Annotated in this window: 13 protein-coding genes; 7 read left to right on the forward strand and 6 right to left on the reverse strand. The window is 30.5% G+C overall.

Going from position 1 to position 14,312, the window contains the following annotated elements; translation table 11 throughout:
• The 6 genes from mnmE to rpmH all read right to left on the reverse strand — a co-directional run bounded on the left by mnmE (position 1) and on the right by rpmH (position 4,002).
• Positions 1–1,377, reverse strand: a complete 1,377-nt coding sequence (gene mnmE, locus C661_RS0109900) for a tRNA uridine-5-carboxymethylaminomethyl(34) synthesis GTPase MnmE (RefSeq protein ID WP_017415152.1) — start codon at positions 1,375–1,377, stop codon at positions 1–3.
• Between the two features lie 533 nt (positions 1,378–1,910).
• The gene (gene jag / locus C661_RS0109905) at positions 1,911–2,537 is read right to left on the reverse strand and encodes an RNA-binding cell elongation regulator Jag/EloR (RefSeq protein ID WP_017415153.1); all 627 of its coding nucleotides are present in this window, start codon (positions 2,535–2,537) and stop codon (positions 1,911–1,913) included.
• A gap of 41 nt (positions 2,538–2,578) precedes the next feature.
• On the reverse strand, positions 2,579–3,238 hold the full coding sequence (gene yidC / locus C661_RS0109910; RefSeq protein ID WP_017415154.1) for a membrane protein insertase YidC: 660 nt from the start codon (positions 3,236–3,238) through the stop codon (positions 2,579–2,581).
• Positions 3,239–3,259: 21 nt separating this feature from the next.
• Positions 3,260–3,472, reverse strand: a complete 213-nt coding sequence (yidD, locus tag C661_RS0109915) for a membrane protein insertion efficiency factor YidD (RefSeq protein WP_017415155.1) — start codon at positions 3,470–3,472, stop codon at positions 3,260–3,262.
• Positions 3,441–3,800, reverse strand: coding sequence for a ribonuclease P protein component (gene rnpA, locus C661_RS0109920; protein ID WP_017415156.1), 360 nt, complete (start codon positions 3,798–3,800; stop codon positions 3,441–3,443). Before rnpA ends, yidD begins: the two co-directional genes overlap by 32 nt.
• Before the next feature lie 67 nt (positions 3,801–3,867).
• The gene (gene rpmH, locus C661_RS0109925) at positions 3,868–4,002 is read right to left on the reverse strand and encodes a 50S ribosomal protein L34 (RefSeq protein WP_017415157.1); all 135 of its coding nucleotides are present in this window, start codon (positions 4,000–4,002) and stop codon (positions 3,868–3,870) included.
• Between the two features lie 580 nt (positions 4,003–4,582).
• Here rpmH and dnaA point away from each other — a divergent pair.
• The 7 genes from dnaA (at position 4,583) to gyrA (ending at position 13,829) form a co-directional block, all read left to right on the forward strand.
• On the forward strand, positions 4,583–5,932 hold the full coding sequence (dnaA, locus tag C661_RS0109930; RefSeq protein WP_017415158.1) for a chromosomal replication initiator protein DnaA: 1,350 nt from the start codon (positions 4,583–4,585) through the stop codon (positions 5,930–5,932).
• A gap of 270 nt (positions 5,933–6,202) precedes the next feature.
• The gene (gene dnaN / locus C661_RS0109935; protein WP_017415159.1) at positions 6,203–7,309 is read left to right on the forward strand and encodes a DNA polymerase III subunit beta; all 1,107 of its coding nucleotides are present in this window, start codon (positions 6,203–6,205) and stop codon (positions 7,307–7,309) included.
• An 11-nt stretch (positions 7,310–7,320) separates the two neighbouring features.
• Positions 7,321–7,527 carry a S4 domain-containing protein YaaA gene (yaaA, locus tag C661_RS0109940; RefSeq protein WP_017415160.1) on the forward strand — a complete coding sequence of 69 codons (207 nt, stop codon included), beginning with the start codon at positions 7,321–7,323 and terminating at the stop codon, positions 7,525–7,527.
• Positions 7,528–7,730: 203 nt separating this feature from the next.
• On the forward strand, positions 7,731–8,822 hold the full coding sequence (gene recF / locus C661_RS0109945; RefSeq protein ID WP_017415161.1) for a DNA replication/repair protein RecF: 1,092 nt from the start codon (positions 7,731–7,733) through the stop codon (positions 8,820–8,822).
• 16 nt (positions 8,823–8,838) lie between these two features.
• The gene (gene remB, locus C661_RS0109950) at positions 8,839–9,102 is read left to right on the forward strand and encodes an extracellular matrix regulator RemB (RefSeq protein ID WP_017415162.1); all 264 of its coding nucleotides are present in this window, start codon (positions 8,839–8,841) and stop codon (positions 9,100–9,102) included.
• 191 nt (positions 9,103–9,293) lie between these two features.
• Positions 9,294–11,201, forward strand: a complete 1,908-nt coding sequence (gyrB, locus tag C661_RS0109955; RefSeq protein WP_017415163.1) for a DNA topoisomerase (ATP-hydrolyzing) subunit B — start codon at positions 9,294–9,296, stop codon at positions 11,199–11,201.
• 30 nt (positions 11,202–11,231) lie between these two features.
• A complete protein-coding gene (gene gyrA, locus C661_RS0109960) occupies positions 11,232–13,829 on the forward strand; it encodes a DNA gyrase subunit A (RefSeq protein WP_017415164.1) in 2,598 nt (865 codons plus the stop codon).
• Positions 13,830–14,312: the final 483 nt, after the last annotated feature.

A 14,312-nucleotide genomic window follows, 5' to 3' on the forward strand; every position in this document is an offset into this window, starting at 1 on the left:
CTACTTTCCTAAACAAAATTCTTTAAATATCTTATCTATTATATTCTCCTCAAGAGAATCTCCAGTTATTTCACCTAAATAGGACCAAGCATTTCTAATATCTATAGAAGCTAAGTCTATGGCAAAAGTATTATTTAAAACCTCTATAGCACTAGCTATACTTTCATTAGCTCTAAATAAAGCTTCTTTATGACGAGTATTAGTTATAATAATATTGTTTGCGTTTATTTCACCTTTGAAAAATAATTCTTTAATTGCAGCCTTTACTTCCTTAATTCCTTCTCCAGTTTTAGCTGAAATATTAATCATATATTTAGGGTTAAGAACACTTAACTCTTCTTTATTTATTTTACCATCCAAATCAGATTTATTTAATAACACTATATATTTTTTATCTTTAATATATCCCATTATTTCCTTATCTTCTTCATCTAACTGTCTGCTAGTATCTAATATTAGAAGTATTAAATCAGCTTCATCTATTTTTTCCTTTGATTTTTCAACTCCGATTTTTTCCACTACATCTTCTGTTTCCCTAATACCTGCAGTATCAATTATTTTTATTGGAACTCCAGATATGTTTATGTATTCTTCTATAACATCTCTTGTAGTACCTGGAACATCTGTTACTATAGCTCTATTTTCTTTTGTTAGAGCATTTAATAGGGAGGATTTACCTACATTTGGCTTTCCAACTATTACTGTACTTAATCCTTCTCTTAGTATCTTACCTTCCTCTGAAGTATCAATAAGCTCTTCTATTTCACTTTTAATTTCTATTAAGTGCTTAGCAGCCATTTCTGCAGTAACTTCTTCTAAATCATCCTCTGGGTAGTCTACAGTAGCTTCAATATGAGCAATGGTAGAAAGTAAAGTTTCTCTAAGCCTTCTAATTTCCTTGGATACTCCACCCTCACTTTGTATAAGTGCTGATTTCATACTAAGATCTGTTTTAGCTCTGATAATATCAATAACAGCCTCTGCTTGAGATAGATCTATTCTTCCATTTAAAAATGCTCTCTTAGTAAATTCCCCTGGCTCTGCTAGTCTAGCTCCATTTTTAATTACTTGTTCTAAAATCTTATTTGTAGCTACTACTCCACCATGGCAATTAATTTCAATTGTATCCTCTGCTGTAAAACTTCTTGGACCTTTCATAAAGGATACTATAACCTCATCGATATGTTCATTGTTTTCATCAACAATATATCCATATCTCATTGTATAAGTTTTAATATGTTCAATACTTTTATCATTTCTTCCTCTGAAAATCTTCGAAACAATTGATAATGCCTTATCTCCTGATACCCTAATAATAGCAATGCCACCTTCACCTAAGCTAGTCGCTATAGCTGCAATAGTATCAAAATCCTTCATTCTTATCACTCCTATTTGTGAAAATATCTATACTGTAGTTATATCTCTTCATTATTCAAGCCTATAAGGTTAAGTTAAATTAATTATGCTCAATAATTTAAGCATTAATCACTTCCTTATTTTCATATACTTACATCTTATTAATAGGCTGTAATCCGCTTAAACACTATATATTCTTATAAAGATATATTTATATCTCTATATCCTTATACCTTTTGGATCTAGGTCAACTACATGATTACTATTTATTTTTCATTTTATGTATAGTTAAAACCTACTACACACTTAAATACTAGCTACTCATATTTTGTCCCTTATTTCCACTTATATCCTATAAGTTCCTTATAAAAATATAAATTAAACTAGCAATATGCATATTCATTGCTAGTTTGCTTTATACAAAACTTATTATAAATTATCCTTTTAACTATGTCATTAATTTATTGCATTCTTTCATAGGTAATAACCCATAATTAATCTGAAATTTCCCAAATTATCACTTTTATTATCCAAACATAATAAAAAGAAAGCCTTTAGGCTTTCTTTAATTCAATAACAACTCTTCTATAAGGTTCGTCACCCTCACTATATGTTTTAACATAAGGGTCACTTTGCAATGTAGAATGTATTACTCTTCTTTCATATGGATTCATAGGCTCTAATTTTAAAGTTTTTCCTCCAACTCTAACCTTATACGCCATTTTAGATGCAAGTTTCTTTAAAGTTTCTTGTCTATTGAATCTATAATTCTCTGTATCTAGAATTACTCTCTTATATTCAATGTTATGGTCTTTATTTACAACCAAGCTTACTAAATATTGAAGAGAATCTAGTGTTTCTCCTCTATAGCCTATTAAAATCCCCATATTAGGACCAACTAAGTTGATTTTTATATCATTGTTTTCTTCTTTGATTTTTATTTCGGCCTTAATTTTCATAGAATTTAAAACTTCTCTTAAAAAATTATTAGCTTCTGAAATATAATCTCTCTTAACAGTGACTCTAACTTTAGCTGGTTTAACACCAATTATATTTAAAAATCCTTTGCTACCTTCTTCTAAAATTTCAATAGTAACTTTATCTTCAGTAACCTTTAACTCTGATAATGCATTTTTAATAGCATCTTCAGTAGTTTTCCCCATGCTTTCTATAGTTTTCATACCCTAGGCACCGCCTTTCCACTATTTAAATAGGCTATAAATTATAATACTTCTGGTTTTTTATATTCTTTTTTTAACAATAAATTTTGTAGTAATTGAATTCCATTATTAATAACCCAATAAAGTACTAATGCTCCAGCAAACTTAAAGGACATAAAGGTGAAGAATATAGACATACCTATATTCATTGTTGAAGCTTGCTTAGCAGCAGCCTCATCCGCACTACCTTGCATTGATCTAGTAGAAAAATAGGTAGTTATTCCTGAAAGTACTGGTAATATATATAACGGATCTGATTTTGTTAAATCAGTAAGCCATAAAAATCCTGCTCCTTGATAGTCGATATGTTGAAATACATAAAAAAGAGCAATTAATATTGGAAACTGAATAAGCATAGGTAGACATCCACCCATTGGACTTACATCATTTTCTTTATAAATTTTCATAACTTCTTGTTGTGCTTTTTGAGGATCCTTCTTATATTTTTCTTGAATTTTCTTTACTTCTGGCTGAATAGCACTCATCTTTACTGTGGATTTGGTTTGTTTTAAACTTAATGGTAATAATAATACTCTTATGATAATAGTAAACACTATTATAGTCACACCGAAGGAAATGTCTGGATTTGCTATAATGCCTTCAACTAAATTATGAATGGCATTAAAAAATTGTATAAAAATACCAGATAAGAAATTTGTCAAAATTAAAACCCTCCTAATATTTTATTTTACTGGGTCATAACCACCCTTGTGATATGGATGGCATCTTAAAATTCTTTTCATTGCCATAAAACCACCTTTTATAGCTCCATATTTTTCTATTGCTTCTACTGCATACTCAGAACAAGTAGGCACATAAATGCAACAAGGTGCCTTCAGTGGTGATATGTACTTTCTATAAATTTTAATTACTTTTAGTAATATTTTTTTCAACATTATTAAGACCTGATTTCCTCAATAAGTCCCTTACTGAACTTTCTATTTCTTTATAAGCTTTACTATTAGAAGCAGTTCTTGCAACAAAAACTAGATCATATCCTTGTCTCAATCCTTGTTTATTTAATCTGAAACTTTCACTTATTAACCTTTTCACTCTGCTTCTTACTACACTTTTACCTACTTTTTTACTTACGGAAATTCCTACTCTATTTATATTCTTGTTATTTCTAAAAATGTATAGTACTAATAGAGCATTTGAAAAAGACTTACCTCTTCTATATACTAATCTAAATTCAGGATTTTTTCTTAATCTATCTTCTTTCATTTTAAGTTGCGTCCTACTTTCTTAAGGTAACTTTTTAAGTTGCAGAAAAAGGCCACATCTGCGGCCCTTATGCTGTCAATCTTTTTCTTCCTTTAAGTCTTCTTCTTTTAAGAACGTTTCTTCCAGACTTAGTGCTCATTCTCTTTCTAAATCCATGTTCTTTTTTTCTTTGTTTCTTTTTAGGTTGGTATGTCATGAACATGTGCTCCACCCCCTTCTGTTTTTTCCTATATTTATAGCAATATGTTATTACTATTTTATCGTTTTACTATTAGATTATATAGTCAAGGTTTGTTAATGTCAAGACACCTGTTGTGACAAATAATTGTTAGTTTTTACAGAAATTTGTTGATAAAATATATAAGTTATATGTTTTTTTGTGGATAACTTCTTGAATAGCCTTTTAAGTTTTGATATCATGTAATCATAACTGTTAATAACTTATACTAGAAAAAGTTATGCACAGCTTGTTGATAATTCTGTGTATAACTTGTTTCTTTGTTGTATATTACTCATTTTCATTAAGATATTATAGACTAAATTCCTTGATTTTATGCAACTTAATAATGTTAGTAATTATTATTAGTACATATGTTAATAACTTTTTGCAATTATAGTTATCCATAAAATTATAAACATGTGAATAATTTTTTTGCCATTTGTCAACAACTCTAAATGTGTCATAAAATTGTTGATATTATTGTTTATTTGTTGTTAGTTTTATGTTAATATTTTTTTCTACTTATTTAAATAATTTTTTTCATAGAACGGGAGGATGTGAAATGAACACCCAGGTAAGAGAAATATGGGACAAAACCTTAAATACACTTAAGGGCGAGCTTACCGAAGTAAGTTTTAATACTTGGATAAAAAGCATCGAGCCAGTAGCAATAAGTGATACTACTATAAAATTAGGTGTTCCTAACAACTTTACAAAAGATATACTTGAAAATAGATATAAAGACTTAATAAAGAATTCTATACAAGCAGTATTTAATAAATCTTACAATATTGAATTTTTCATTTTATCAGAAGAAGCTGTTGAATTGGAGCCTAATAAAAAGCCACCTGGATCAAAACCTACATTAGTAGTTAATGATGAAATGTCTGCTACACTAAATCCAAAGTATACTTTTGATTCCTTCGTCATCGGTAATAGCAATCGATTTGCTCATGCTGCATCCCTTGCCGTTGCTGAATCTCCAGCCAAGGCCTATAATCCTTTATTTATTTATGGGGGAGTTGGACTTGGAAAAACTCACTTAATGCATGCCATAGGACATTATATTCAAAACGTAAATCCAAAATCTAAAGTTGTTTACGTGTCTTCAGAGAAATTTACAAATGAGCTTATTAACTCTATAAAAGACGATAAAAATGAAGAGTTTAGAAGTAAGTACAGAAATGTAGATGTACTATTAATAGATGACGTTCAATTTATTGCTGGAAAAGAGCGTACTCAAGAGGAGTTTTTCCATACTTTTAATACTTTACATGAGGCAAGTAAACAAATAATTCTATCCAGTGATAGACCCCCAAAAGAAATTCATACATTAGAGGACAGGCTGCGTTCAAGATTCGAATGGGGACTTATTGCTGATATACAAGCACCAGATTTTGAGACTAGAATTGCAATACTAAAGAAAAAAGCCGACGTAGAAAATCTTAATGTACCAAATGAAGTAATGGTTTATATTGCAACTCATATAAAGTCCAATATTAGAGAATTAGAAGGTGCATTAATAAGAATAGTTGCTTATTCTTCACTAACTAACAAGGAAATAAGTGTAGAGTTAGCCTCTGAAGCACTTAAAGATATTATTTCAAATAAAAATGCAAAACAAATTACAATAGAACTAATTCAAGATATAGTTTCATCTTATTATGGACTAAAAATAGATGACTTTAAATCTTCAAGAAGAACTAGAAATGTAGCTTTTCCAAGGCAAATTGCCATGTACTTATCAAGAAAGCTTACAGATACCTCTTTGCCTAAGATTGGTGAAGAATTTGGTGGAAGAGATCATACTACAGTAATCCACGCTTATGAGAAAATCTCTCAAAGCTTAAAGAAGGACGACAGCCTTCAAGCTACTGTAGCAGAACTTACGAAAAAAATTAGTCAAAAATAAAAGTGCTTTAATTAACAACTGTTGATACATTTACAAATCAGTACTGTTAATAAAAAAGTTAATATATATGTCTTGTTAACATTGTGGATAAATGTAAATTTTGCATAGGAATTTATCCACAATTATTTTTATACTAATTTTGTTTGTTTGTATAGGGTTGAGGCACTTATCCACAAACCCACAGCCCCTACTACTATTACTACTATTTTTTTATTATTATCTAGTCTATCTTTGAGAATTTTTTCATGTGTATAAAGGAGGATCTTTTTTATGAAATTTATTACCGAAAAGAGTTTATTACAAGATGCAATATCTACTGTACAAAAATCAATTACTGGAAAGTCTACAATGCCTATACTTCAAGGAATTTATATTTCAGCAAAAAATAATACACTTACACTAATAGGTTCAGATATAGATGTGAGTATTGAAACTAAAATAGAAGCAAATATTATAGAAGAAGGAGAAATTGTCTTAGATTCTAGACTTTTTGGAGAAATAGTTAGAAAGCTACCTAATGCTCCAATAGAAGTTACTTCAATAGAAAATAATAATATTGAAATTATTTGCCAGAAATCTACTGTTCAGTTAATACATATGAATGCAGATGAATATCCAAATTTGCCAGTAGTTGATGAGGATGTAGTATTGTCAATATCTCAAAAAAACCTAAAGAATATGATAAAATCAACTATTTTTGCTATTTCTCAGGATGATACTAGGCCAATACTTACAGGAGTTTTGTTTGAAATAAAGGAAAAAAGATTAAACTTAGTTGCTCTTGATGGATATAGAGTAGCCTTTAGAAGCGAAAATATAGATTGTGATAACAACAGAGAAGCTGTTATTCCAGGAAAAACCTTAAATGAAATCTCTAAAATACTAAATGATAGTGATGATGAGGTTCAAATTACCTTTACTAGTAATCAAATCTTATTTAACTTTGGAAATACTAAAGTTATTTCTAGACTTTTAGAAGGAGAATTCATTAAATATAGCTCAATTATTCCTCAAGAGTATAAATTAAGATTGGCAGTGAGAAGGGAAGATATGTTAAGCTGTGTTGAAAGAGCATCCCTAATGGCCAAAGATGGAAACACAAATCTTGTAAAGCTAGATATTGAAGATGATGTAATGGTTGTTACGTCCAATTCTCAATTGGGAAAGGCAAGAGAAGAAGTAAACATAAACTTGCAAGGTGAAGGAATAAAAATTGCATTTAACTCAAAATACCTTATTGATGTATTTAAAATTATGGAGGAAGATGAGGTTATAATGGAACTTACATCTCCCGTAACTCCTTGCGTTGTTAAAAATAAAAATGAAGATAATAGCACTTATTTATTGTTACCAGTAAGGCTTTTAAATAATAATTAGGATGTGATTACATGGTAGAGGTTGAAATAAACACTGAATTTATAAAACTAGATTCTTTCTTGAAGTTTACAGGAGCTGCCACCTTAGGATCGGAAGCTAAATTTTATATACAAAATGGTGATGTTAAAGTAAATGGTAATCCTGAAACCCAAAGAGGAAAAAAGTTATATAAAGGCGATGAAATAGAGTTTCAAGGTGAAACTTATAAAGTAAAATAAAAAATTAAAGAGGCTGCAAGGTTACAGCCTCTTTTAAATTTCATTGTACTTTAGGATTTTTAAGAAATTAAATGAATATAATATAAATAATTTGAAACTTAAAATTGTTGTAGTAAAATAGTACATGTAGCTAAATATAGTTATTTTCCACAAATTTGCACACTTGACTAATATATTATGATATAATTTTAATAGGTGTTTTTATGTATGTTAAATATTTGAATTTGATAAATTTTAGAAATTATAAAGAATTAAATCTTGAATTTTGTAATGGAACAAATATATTTGTAGGAGATAATGCTCAAGGAAAAACAAATATCTTAGAAGCACTTTATTACACAAGTATTGGGAAGTCTCATAGAACAAATAAAGATAAAGAACTTATAAAATGGAATGAAGAAGAGGCGTATATTAAAACATATATAGCCAAAGAGAGACTAGATAAAAAAATTCAAATCAAAATTTTCAAAGAGGGAAAAAAGGGGATTAATATAAATTCAATTAAAATAACTAAGCTTCAAGAATTAGTTGGAGTACTAAATGTGGTTATGTTCTCCCCAGAGGATTTAAGTATAATAAAAGATTCACCCTCACATAGAAGAAAATTTTTGGATATAGAGCTTTGTAAGTTAAATTCAAGGTATTATTATAGTTTATCCATGTATAAAAAAGTTCTTAATGAGAGAAATATGGTACTTAAAAGGTATAATAGCAATCCAGATATGCTAGACATATATGATGTTCAACTTTCTGAGTTAGGTGCTTATATAGTTAGAGAGCGATTAAGCTATATTAAAATGCTAAATCACCATGGAAGTGGCATACATAAGGATATTACTCAAAATAGAGAGAGTATAGAATTTAAATATATAACAGCTTTAAAGTTAGTGGAAGATGTTAAAGGTGAAATTTATAGCTCATTAATTAATAATAGAAAAAGAGATATTGAAAGAAAAGTTACTTCTGTGGGTCCACATAGAGATGATTTATCTATTCTTATAAATGGAATGGATGTAAAGATATTTGGTTCTCAGGGACAGCAAAGAACCTCTGTTCTTTCAATTAAGTTCGCGTCACTTTATATTATTAAGGAGCTCACTGGTGAATATCCTCTTCTTCTTTTAGATGATGTATTGTCTGAACTTGATACAAAAAGGCAAGAATATATATTAAGTTCAATTAAAAATGTACAGACTTTAATTACCTGTACGGGCTTTAATGATATTAAAGGGAATTTAAAGAGTGAAGTATTTAAGATATTTAAAGTTAATAATGGTACCATAGAAGAAGGATAAACTAAGGAGGGTTACAATGTTTCTGCATTTAGGTGAAAATGTAGTGGTTCCTGTTAAAGATGTTATAGGAATTTTTGATATAGAAGCCACTATGTATAGTCCAGATACAAGTCAGTTTTTAAGAATGGCAGAAGAAGATGGGTTTGTGGAGAGAATCACAAAGGATAAACCTAAATCCTTCGTAATAGCAGAGGTTGATAAAAAGAGTAAAATATATCTTTCTCCAATCTCTTCAACTACTTTAAGCAAAAGAACAGATATTGCATATTGTGAGCTTTAGGTATCTTTAAAATAACTAGTAAGATCCATAGTGTAGTTTGGCATTAAACTAGGTTAATAGGACTCATTAATAGTACAACTACTAATTAGGACTATTTACTTACAAAACAATTAATTTTGTCAATGCAAAGTACCTATAGAATACTTCAAGTGTTATTTTAGATACCTTAGTTTAAGTTAGGAGGATAGCCAATGAGTAATAAAGAAGTTTATGATGAGAGTCAGATACAGGTGCTTGAAGGTCTTGAGGCGGTAAGAAAAAGACCAGGAATGTATATTGGTAGCACTAGCCTAAGAGGGCTTCACCACCTAGTATATGAAATAGTTGATAATAGTATAGATGAAGCAATGCAAGGGTTTTGTGACCAAATAGACGTTGTAATACATGAAGATAACTCAATTACAGTAAGTGATAATGGAAGAGGTATGCCGGTAGGAATACATCCTAAAATGAATATTCCTACTATCGAAGTTATAATGACAGTTCTTCATGCTGGAGGAAAATTCGGTGGTGGAGGATATAAGGTATCTGGGGGACTTCATGGAGTAGGTGCATCTGTTGTAAATGCCCTATCTGAATTATGTGAGGTTATTGTTAAAAGAGATGGTCATATTTGGAAACAGGGTTTTTCAAGAGGAAAAACTACTTTTCCTTTCGAATGCCTTGGAGATACTGAAGACCATGGAACAACCACACATTTTAAACCAGACCCAGAAATCTTTGAAGAAGTAGATTATGACTATGATACTTTATCTCAAAGATTAAGAGAACTTGCTTTTTTAAATAAGGGCATTAAAATCACTATAAGTGATGAAAGAAATGATAAAAAGCAAGTGTTTCATTACGAAGGAGGAATAAAATCCTTTGTTGAGTACCTAAACAGAAATAAAGGAAAAGTTCATAATGAACCTTTGTATGTAGAGGGAATGAAGGATTCCACATCCGTAGAAATAGCACTACAGTACAATGATACGTATATTGAAAATTTATTTTCTTTTGCAAATAACATAGATACTGTTGAAGGTGGAACACACTTAGTTGGATTTAAAACGGCTTTAACCAGAGTTTTAAATGACTATGCTAAAAAGTTTGGATTCTTAAAAGAAACTGATAAGAACCTATCTGGAGAAGATGTCAGAGAAGGATTGACAGCTGTAATATCTGTAAAATTAACAGAGCCACAATTCGAAGGCCAAACTAAGACCAAGCTAGGAAATAGTGAAATTAGAGGGATAGTAGAAACTATAGTTTCAGATACAGTAAGTGCATTCTTGGAGGAAAACCCAGCTATAGGTAAAAGTATTATTGAAAAGGGATTAAATGCAGCAAGAGCAAGAGAAGCTGCTAAGAAAGCTCGTGAGCTTACAAGAAGAAAATCTGTTCTTGAAAGTACTACTCTTCCAGGTAAACTTGCAGATTGTTCATCAAAGGATCCAGAGGAATGTGAAATTTACATTGTTGAGGGAGACTCTGCGGGAGGTTCTGCAAAGCAAGGAAGGGATAGAAAATTCCAAGCTATACTTCCTTTAAGAGGAAAAATCATGAACATCGAAAAGCAAAGGTTAGATAAAATTTTAAATTCAGAGACTATAAGGTCTATGATTACTGCCTTTGGAGCGGGAATAGGTAAAGAGTTTGATGTATCAAAACTTAGATACAATAGAATTATTATAATGACAGACGCGGACGTAGATGGAGCTCATATTAGAACCTTACTGCTAACTTTCTTCTATCGTTATATGAGAGAGCTAGTAGAACAAGGTCATGTGTTTATTGCACAGCCACCATTATATAAAGTGGCAAAGGCGAAAAAGGACTATTATACCTATAGTGACTCAGAACTAGAAAAATTACTTGCGGAACTTGGTGGTAAAGATAGTAATACTGATATTCAAAGATATAAAGGTCTTGGAGAAATGAATGCAACGCAGCTTTGGGATACTACAATGAATCCAGAGGTTAGAACATTGCTTCAAGTTACTGTAGAAGATGCTATGGCTGCAGATGAGATATTTACGATACTAATGGGAGATAAAGTTGAACCCCGTAGAGAATTTATACAAGAAAATGCTAAAAAGGTTGTGAATTTAGATATTTAACCTTTAGGAAATAAAGTGAGGGTGTAGTACATGAATAATGAACATAGGGTATTACCCGTTGATATAAGACATGAAATGAAAAAATCTTATATAGACTATGCTATGAGTGTTATAGTAGGTCGTGCTTTACCAGACGTTAGAGATGGTTTAAAACCTGTTCATAGAAGAATATTGTTTTCCATGCATGAACTTGGAATAACACCAGAAAAAAGCTATAGAAAATGTGCCAGAATCGTCGGAGACGTTTTAGGTAAGTATCACCCACATGGTGATAGTTCAGTATACGATGCTCTTGTTAGAATGGCACAGGATTTCTCTATAAGATATACACTAGTAGATGGCCATGGTAACTTTGGTTCTGTTGATGGAGACTCTGCAGCAGCTATGAGATACACAGAGGCAAAAATGAGTAAAATCACAACTCAAATGCTTCGTGACATCAATAAAGAGACTGTAGATTTCGGGCCAAACTTTGATGGAGAGGAAAAAGAGCCGTTAGTGCTACCATCAAGATTTCCAAACCTTTTAGTTAATGGTTCATCAGGAATAGCTGTTGGTATGGCAACAAATATTCCTCCACATAACTTAGGTGAAGTTATAGATGGAGTAATAATGCTTATAGAAAACAGTGATGTAACAGTAAGTGATTTAATGACTAAAATAAAGGGACCAGATTTTCCTACAGCAGGTATAATCCTAGGTAGGGGAGGAATAAAAAGTGCTTATGAAACAGGGAGAGGAAAAATCCTTGTAAGATCTAAGTGTGAAATTGAAGAACATAACGGAAGAAACAGAATAATAGTTTCTGAAATTCCTTATCAAGTTAATAAGGCAAATCTAATAGAGCACATTGCAGAATTAGTTAAAGATAAGAAAATTGATGGAATCTCAGACCTTAGAGATGAATCTGATAGAGAAGGTATGAGAATTGTCATAGAGCTTAAGAGAGATGCCAATGCAAATATAACTCTAAATAGATTGTATAAGCATACAAAAATGCAGGATACTTTTGGTGTTATTATGCTTGCATTAGTGGATAATGAACCTCAAGTTTTAAACTTAAAACAAATGCTAGTTCATTACTTAAATCATCAAAAGGATGTTGTAAGAAGAAGAACTATATTTGAATTAGATAAAGCCGAGGCAAGAGCTCATATCTTAGAAGGACTTAAAATAGCACTAGATCATATCGATGAAGTTATAGCTTTAATTAGAGGTTCAAAAACAACTCAAGAAGCTAAGGAAGGATTAATGAGTAAGTTCAACCTTTCTGAAAGACAATCTCAAGCAATTCTTGAAATGAGACTTCAAAGATTAACTGGTTTAGAGAGAGATAAAATAGAGCAAGAATATGCAGATGTTTTAGAGACTATAAAGTATCTAAGATCAATTCTTGAAAATGAGGAAATTCTTTTAGGAATCATCAAAGATGAGTTAATGGAAATAAGAACTAAGTATGGTGATGAAAGAAGAACTGTTATTGAGAAAAGCTTAAATAGCTTAGAAGATGAAGACCTAATAGATGAGGAAGATGTAGTTATTACATTAACTCACACTGGATATATAAAGAGATTACCAGCAGATACTTATAATGCACAAAAAAGAGGGGGAAGAGGAATACAAGGTATTAATGCAAAGGAAAATGACTTTGTTGAACATGTATTAATAACTCCAACTTTAAATAGTATTCTATTCTTCACTAATAGAGGTAAATCTTATAAGCTTAAAGCTTATGAAATTCCAGAGGGTAGTAGAACATCTAAGGGAACTAATATAGTTAATATACTTCCTTTAGAGGCAGGAGAATCTATTCAAGCAGTGATATCTTTAAGAACCTTTGATAAAGATAACTATCTTGTAATGGGTACTAAAGAGGGGGTTGTTAAAAAGACTTCCCTTGATAAGTATGAACATATAAGAAAAAATGGATTAAATGCCATAAACCTTAGGGAAAATGATGAGCTTATTGGTGTAAGAATTACTACAGGAAATAGTGAAATAGTATTCGTAACTAAATGTGGGTATTCTATACGCTTTAATGAAAAAGATGTTAGGGAAATGGGCAGGACGGCAACAGGTGTTAAAGCTATTACCTTAAGAGAAGATGATATTGCAGTTTCTATGATTATTGCAAAACCTAATGAAGAACTATTAGTAATTAGTGAAAAAGGTTTTGGAAAGAGAACGGATATTTCTGAGTACACTCTACAAAGAAGAGGTGGAAAGGGACTTAAAACTTATAAAGTTACTGAAAAGACTGGTAGATTAGTTGGAGCCAGAGTAGTTAGAAACTTAGATGAAATGATGCTTATAAACAGTGATGGAATAATCATTAGAATTAATGTAAGTGACATATCTACAACTAGTAGAAATGCTATGGGAGTTACCCTAATGAAAACTGGTGAAGATGTAAATATAGTTGCTATAGCTAAGATTAATTACACTGATGCAAAAGATGAAGAAATGGAACTAGAAGAATCTAAAAATAATTTAGAAGATAAATCAGATGTGGCATTAGAACTAGATAATGGTGAAGAATTTGAAGGTGAAGATGTTACAGAGGATTATTTAGTAGAGGATCTAGATGATATTGAAGAAGAAGTAAAAGATTTAGAAGATGAAATATAGTACAAAGTATAATATTTCAAATGAATAACAGCTTATAAATTCAAGAGACTAAGATAGAAAAGATCTATTTTAGTCTCTATTTTTATATAAACACAAAAATATCAAGCTAAACACTTCCAAGTGTATCAATAGTTGAAATAAAGAGGATTTTAAAGGAATTTCTAGATATTATCATAGTATTTAAGCTACAAGAAATATTATACCAGCACTTAGGGTATTAATTATGATAAGATATGTCTTGTCCTTAAGAACGGACGAAAAACACTTAAAACTTAAAACAACTTTTAAATTATTGATAGAAATATTAAAAATAAAAAAAGTGTTGACAAAGATTTTAAATGATGATAAGATATAAAAGTCGCCAGATGGTGACAACGCTACAGTGTAGCGCAAAATTGGTCTTTGAAAATTAAACAGAGAAAAAGGTAAAACCAGTTAATTCCGAATCAGAAATGATTCTTAGTGAACGATAAGTTCACAAAA

It is taken from the genome of Clostridium tunisiense TJ (assembly GCF_000300195.1).
Taxonomy (GTDB): Bacteria; Bacillota; Clostridia; order Clostridiales; family Clostridiaceae; genus Clostridium_J; species Clostridium_J tunisiense.

Bases quoted from the DNA above. Each gene is read 5' to 3' on its own strand.
- mnmE (WP_017415152.1), bottom strand. From the start codon at position 1,377: ATGAAGGATTTTGATACTATTGCAGCTATAGCGACTAGCTTAGGTGAA.
- jag (WP_017415153.1), bottom strand. From the start codon at position 2,537: ATGAAAACTATAGAAAGCATGGGGAAAACTACTGAAGATGCTATTAAA.
- yidD (WP_017415155.1), bottom strand. From the start codon at position 3,472: ATGTTGAAAAAAATATTACTAAAAGTAATTAAAATTTATAGAAAGTAC.
- rnpA (WP_017415156.1), bottom strand. From the start codon at position 3,800: ATGAAAGAAGATAGATTAAGAAAAAATCCTGAATTTAGATTAGTATAT.
- rpmH (WP_017415157.1), bottom strand. From the start codon at position 4,002: ATGTTCATGACATACCAACCTAAAAAGAAACAAAGAAAAAAAGAACAT.
- dnaA (WP_017415158.1), top strand. From the start codon at position 4,583: ATGAACACCCAGGTAAGAGAAATATGGGACAAAACCTTAAATACACTT.
- dnaN (WP_017415159.1), top strand. From the start codon at position 6,203: ATGAAATTTATTACCGAAAAGAGTTTATTACAAGATGCAATATCTACT.
- yaaA (WP_017415160.1), top strand. From the start codon at position 7,321: ATGGTAGAGGTTGAAATAAACACTGAATTTATAAAACTAGATTCTTTC.
- recF (WP_017415161.1), top strand. From the start codon at position 7,731: ATGTATGTTAAATATTTGAATTTGATAAATTTTAGAAATTATAAAGAA.
- remB (WP_017415162.1), top strand. From the start codon at position 8,839: ATGTTTCTGCATTTAGGTGAAAATGTAGTGGTTCCTGTTAAAGATGTT.
- gyrB (WP_017415163.1), top strand. From the start codon at position 9,294: ATGAGTAATAAAGAAGTTTATGATGAGAGTCAGATACAGGTGCTTGAA.
- gyrA (WP_017415164.1), top strand. From the start codon at position 11,232: ATGAATAATGAACATAGGGTATTACCCGTTGATATAAGACATGAAATG.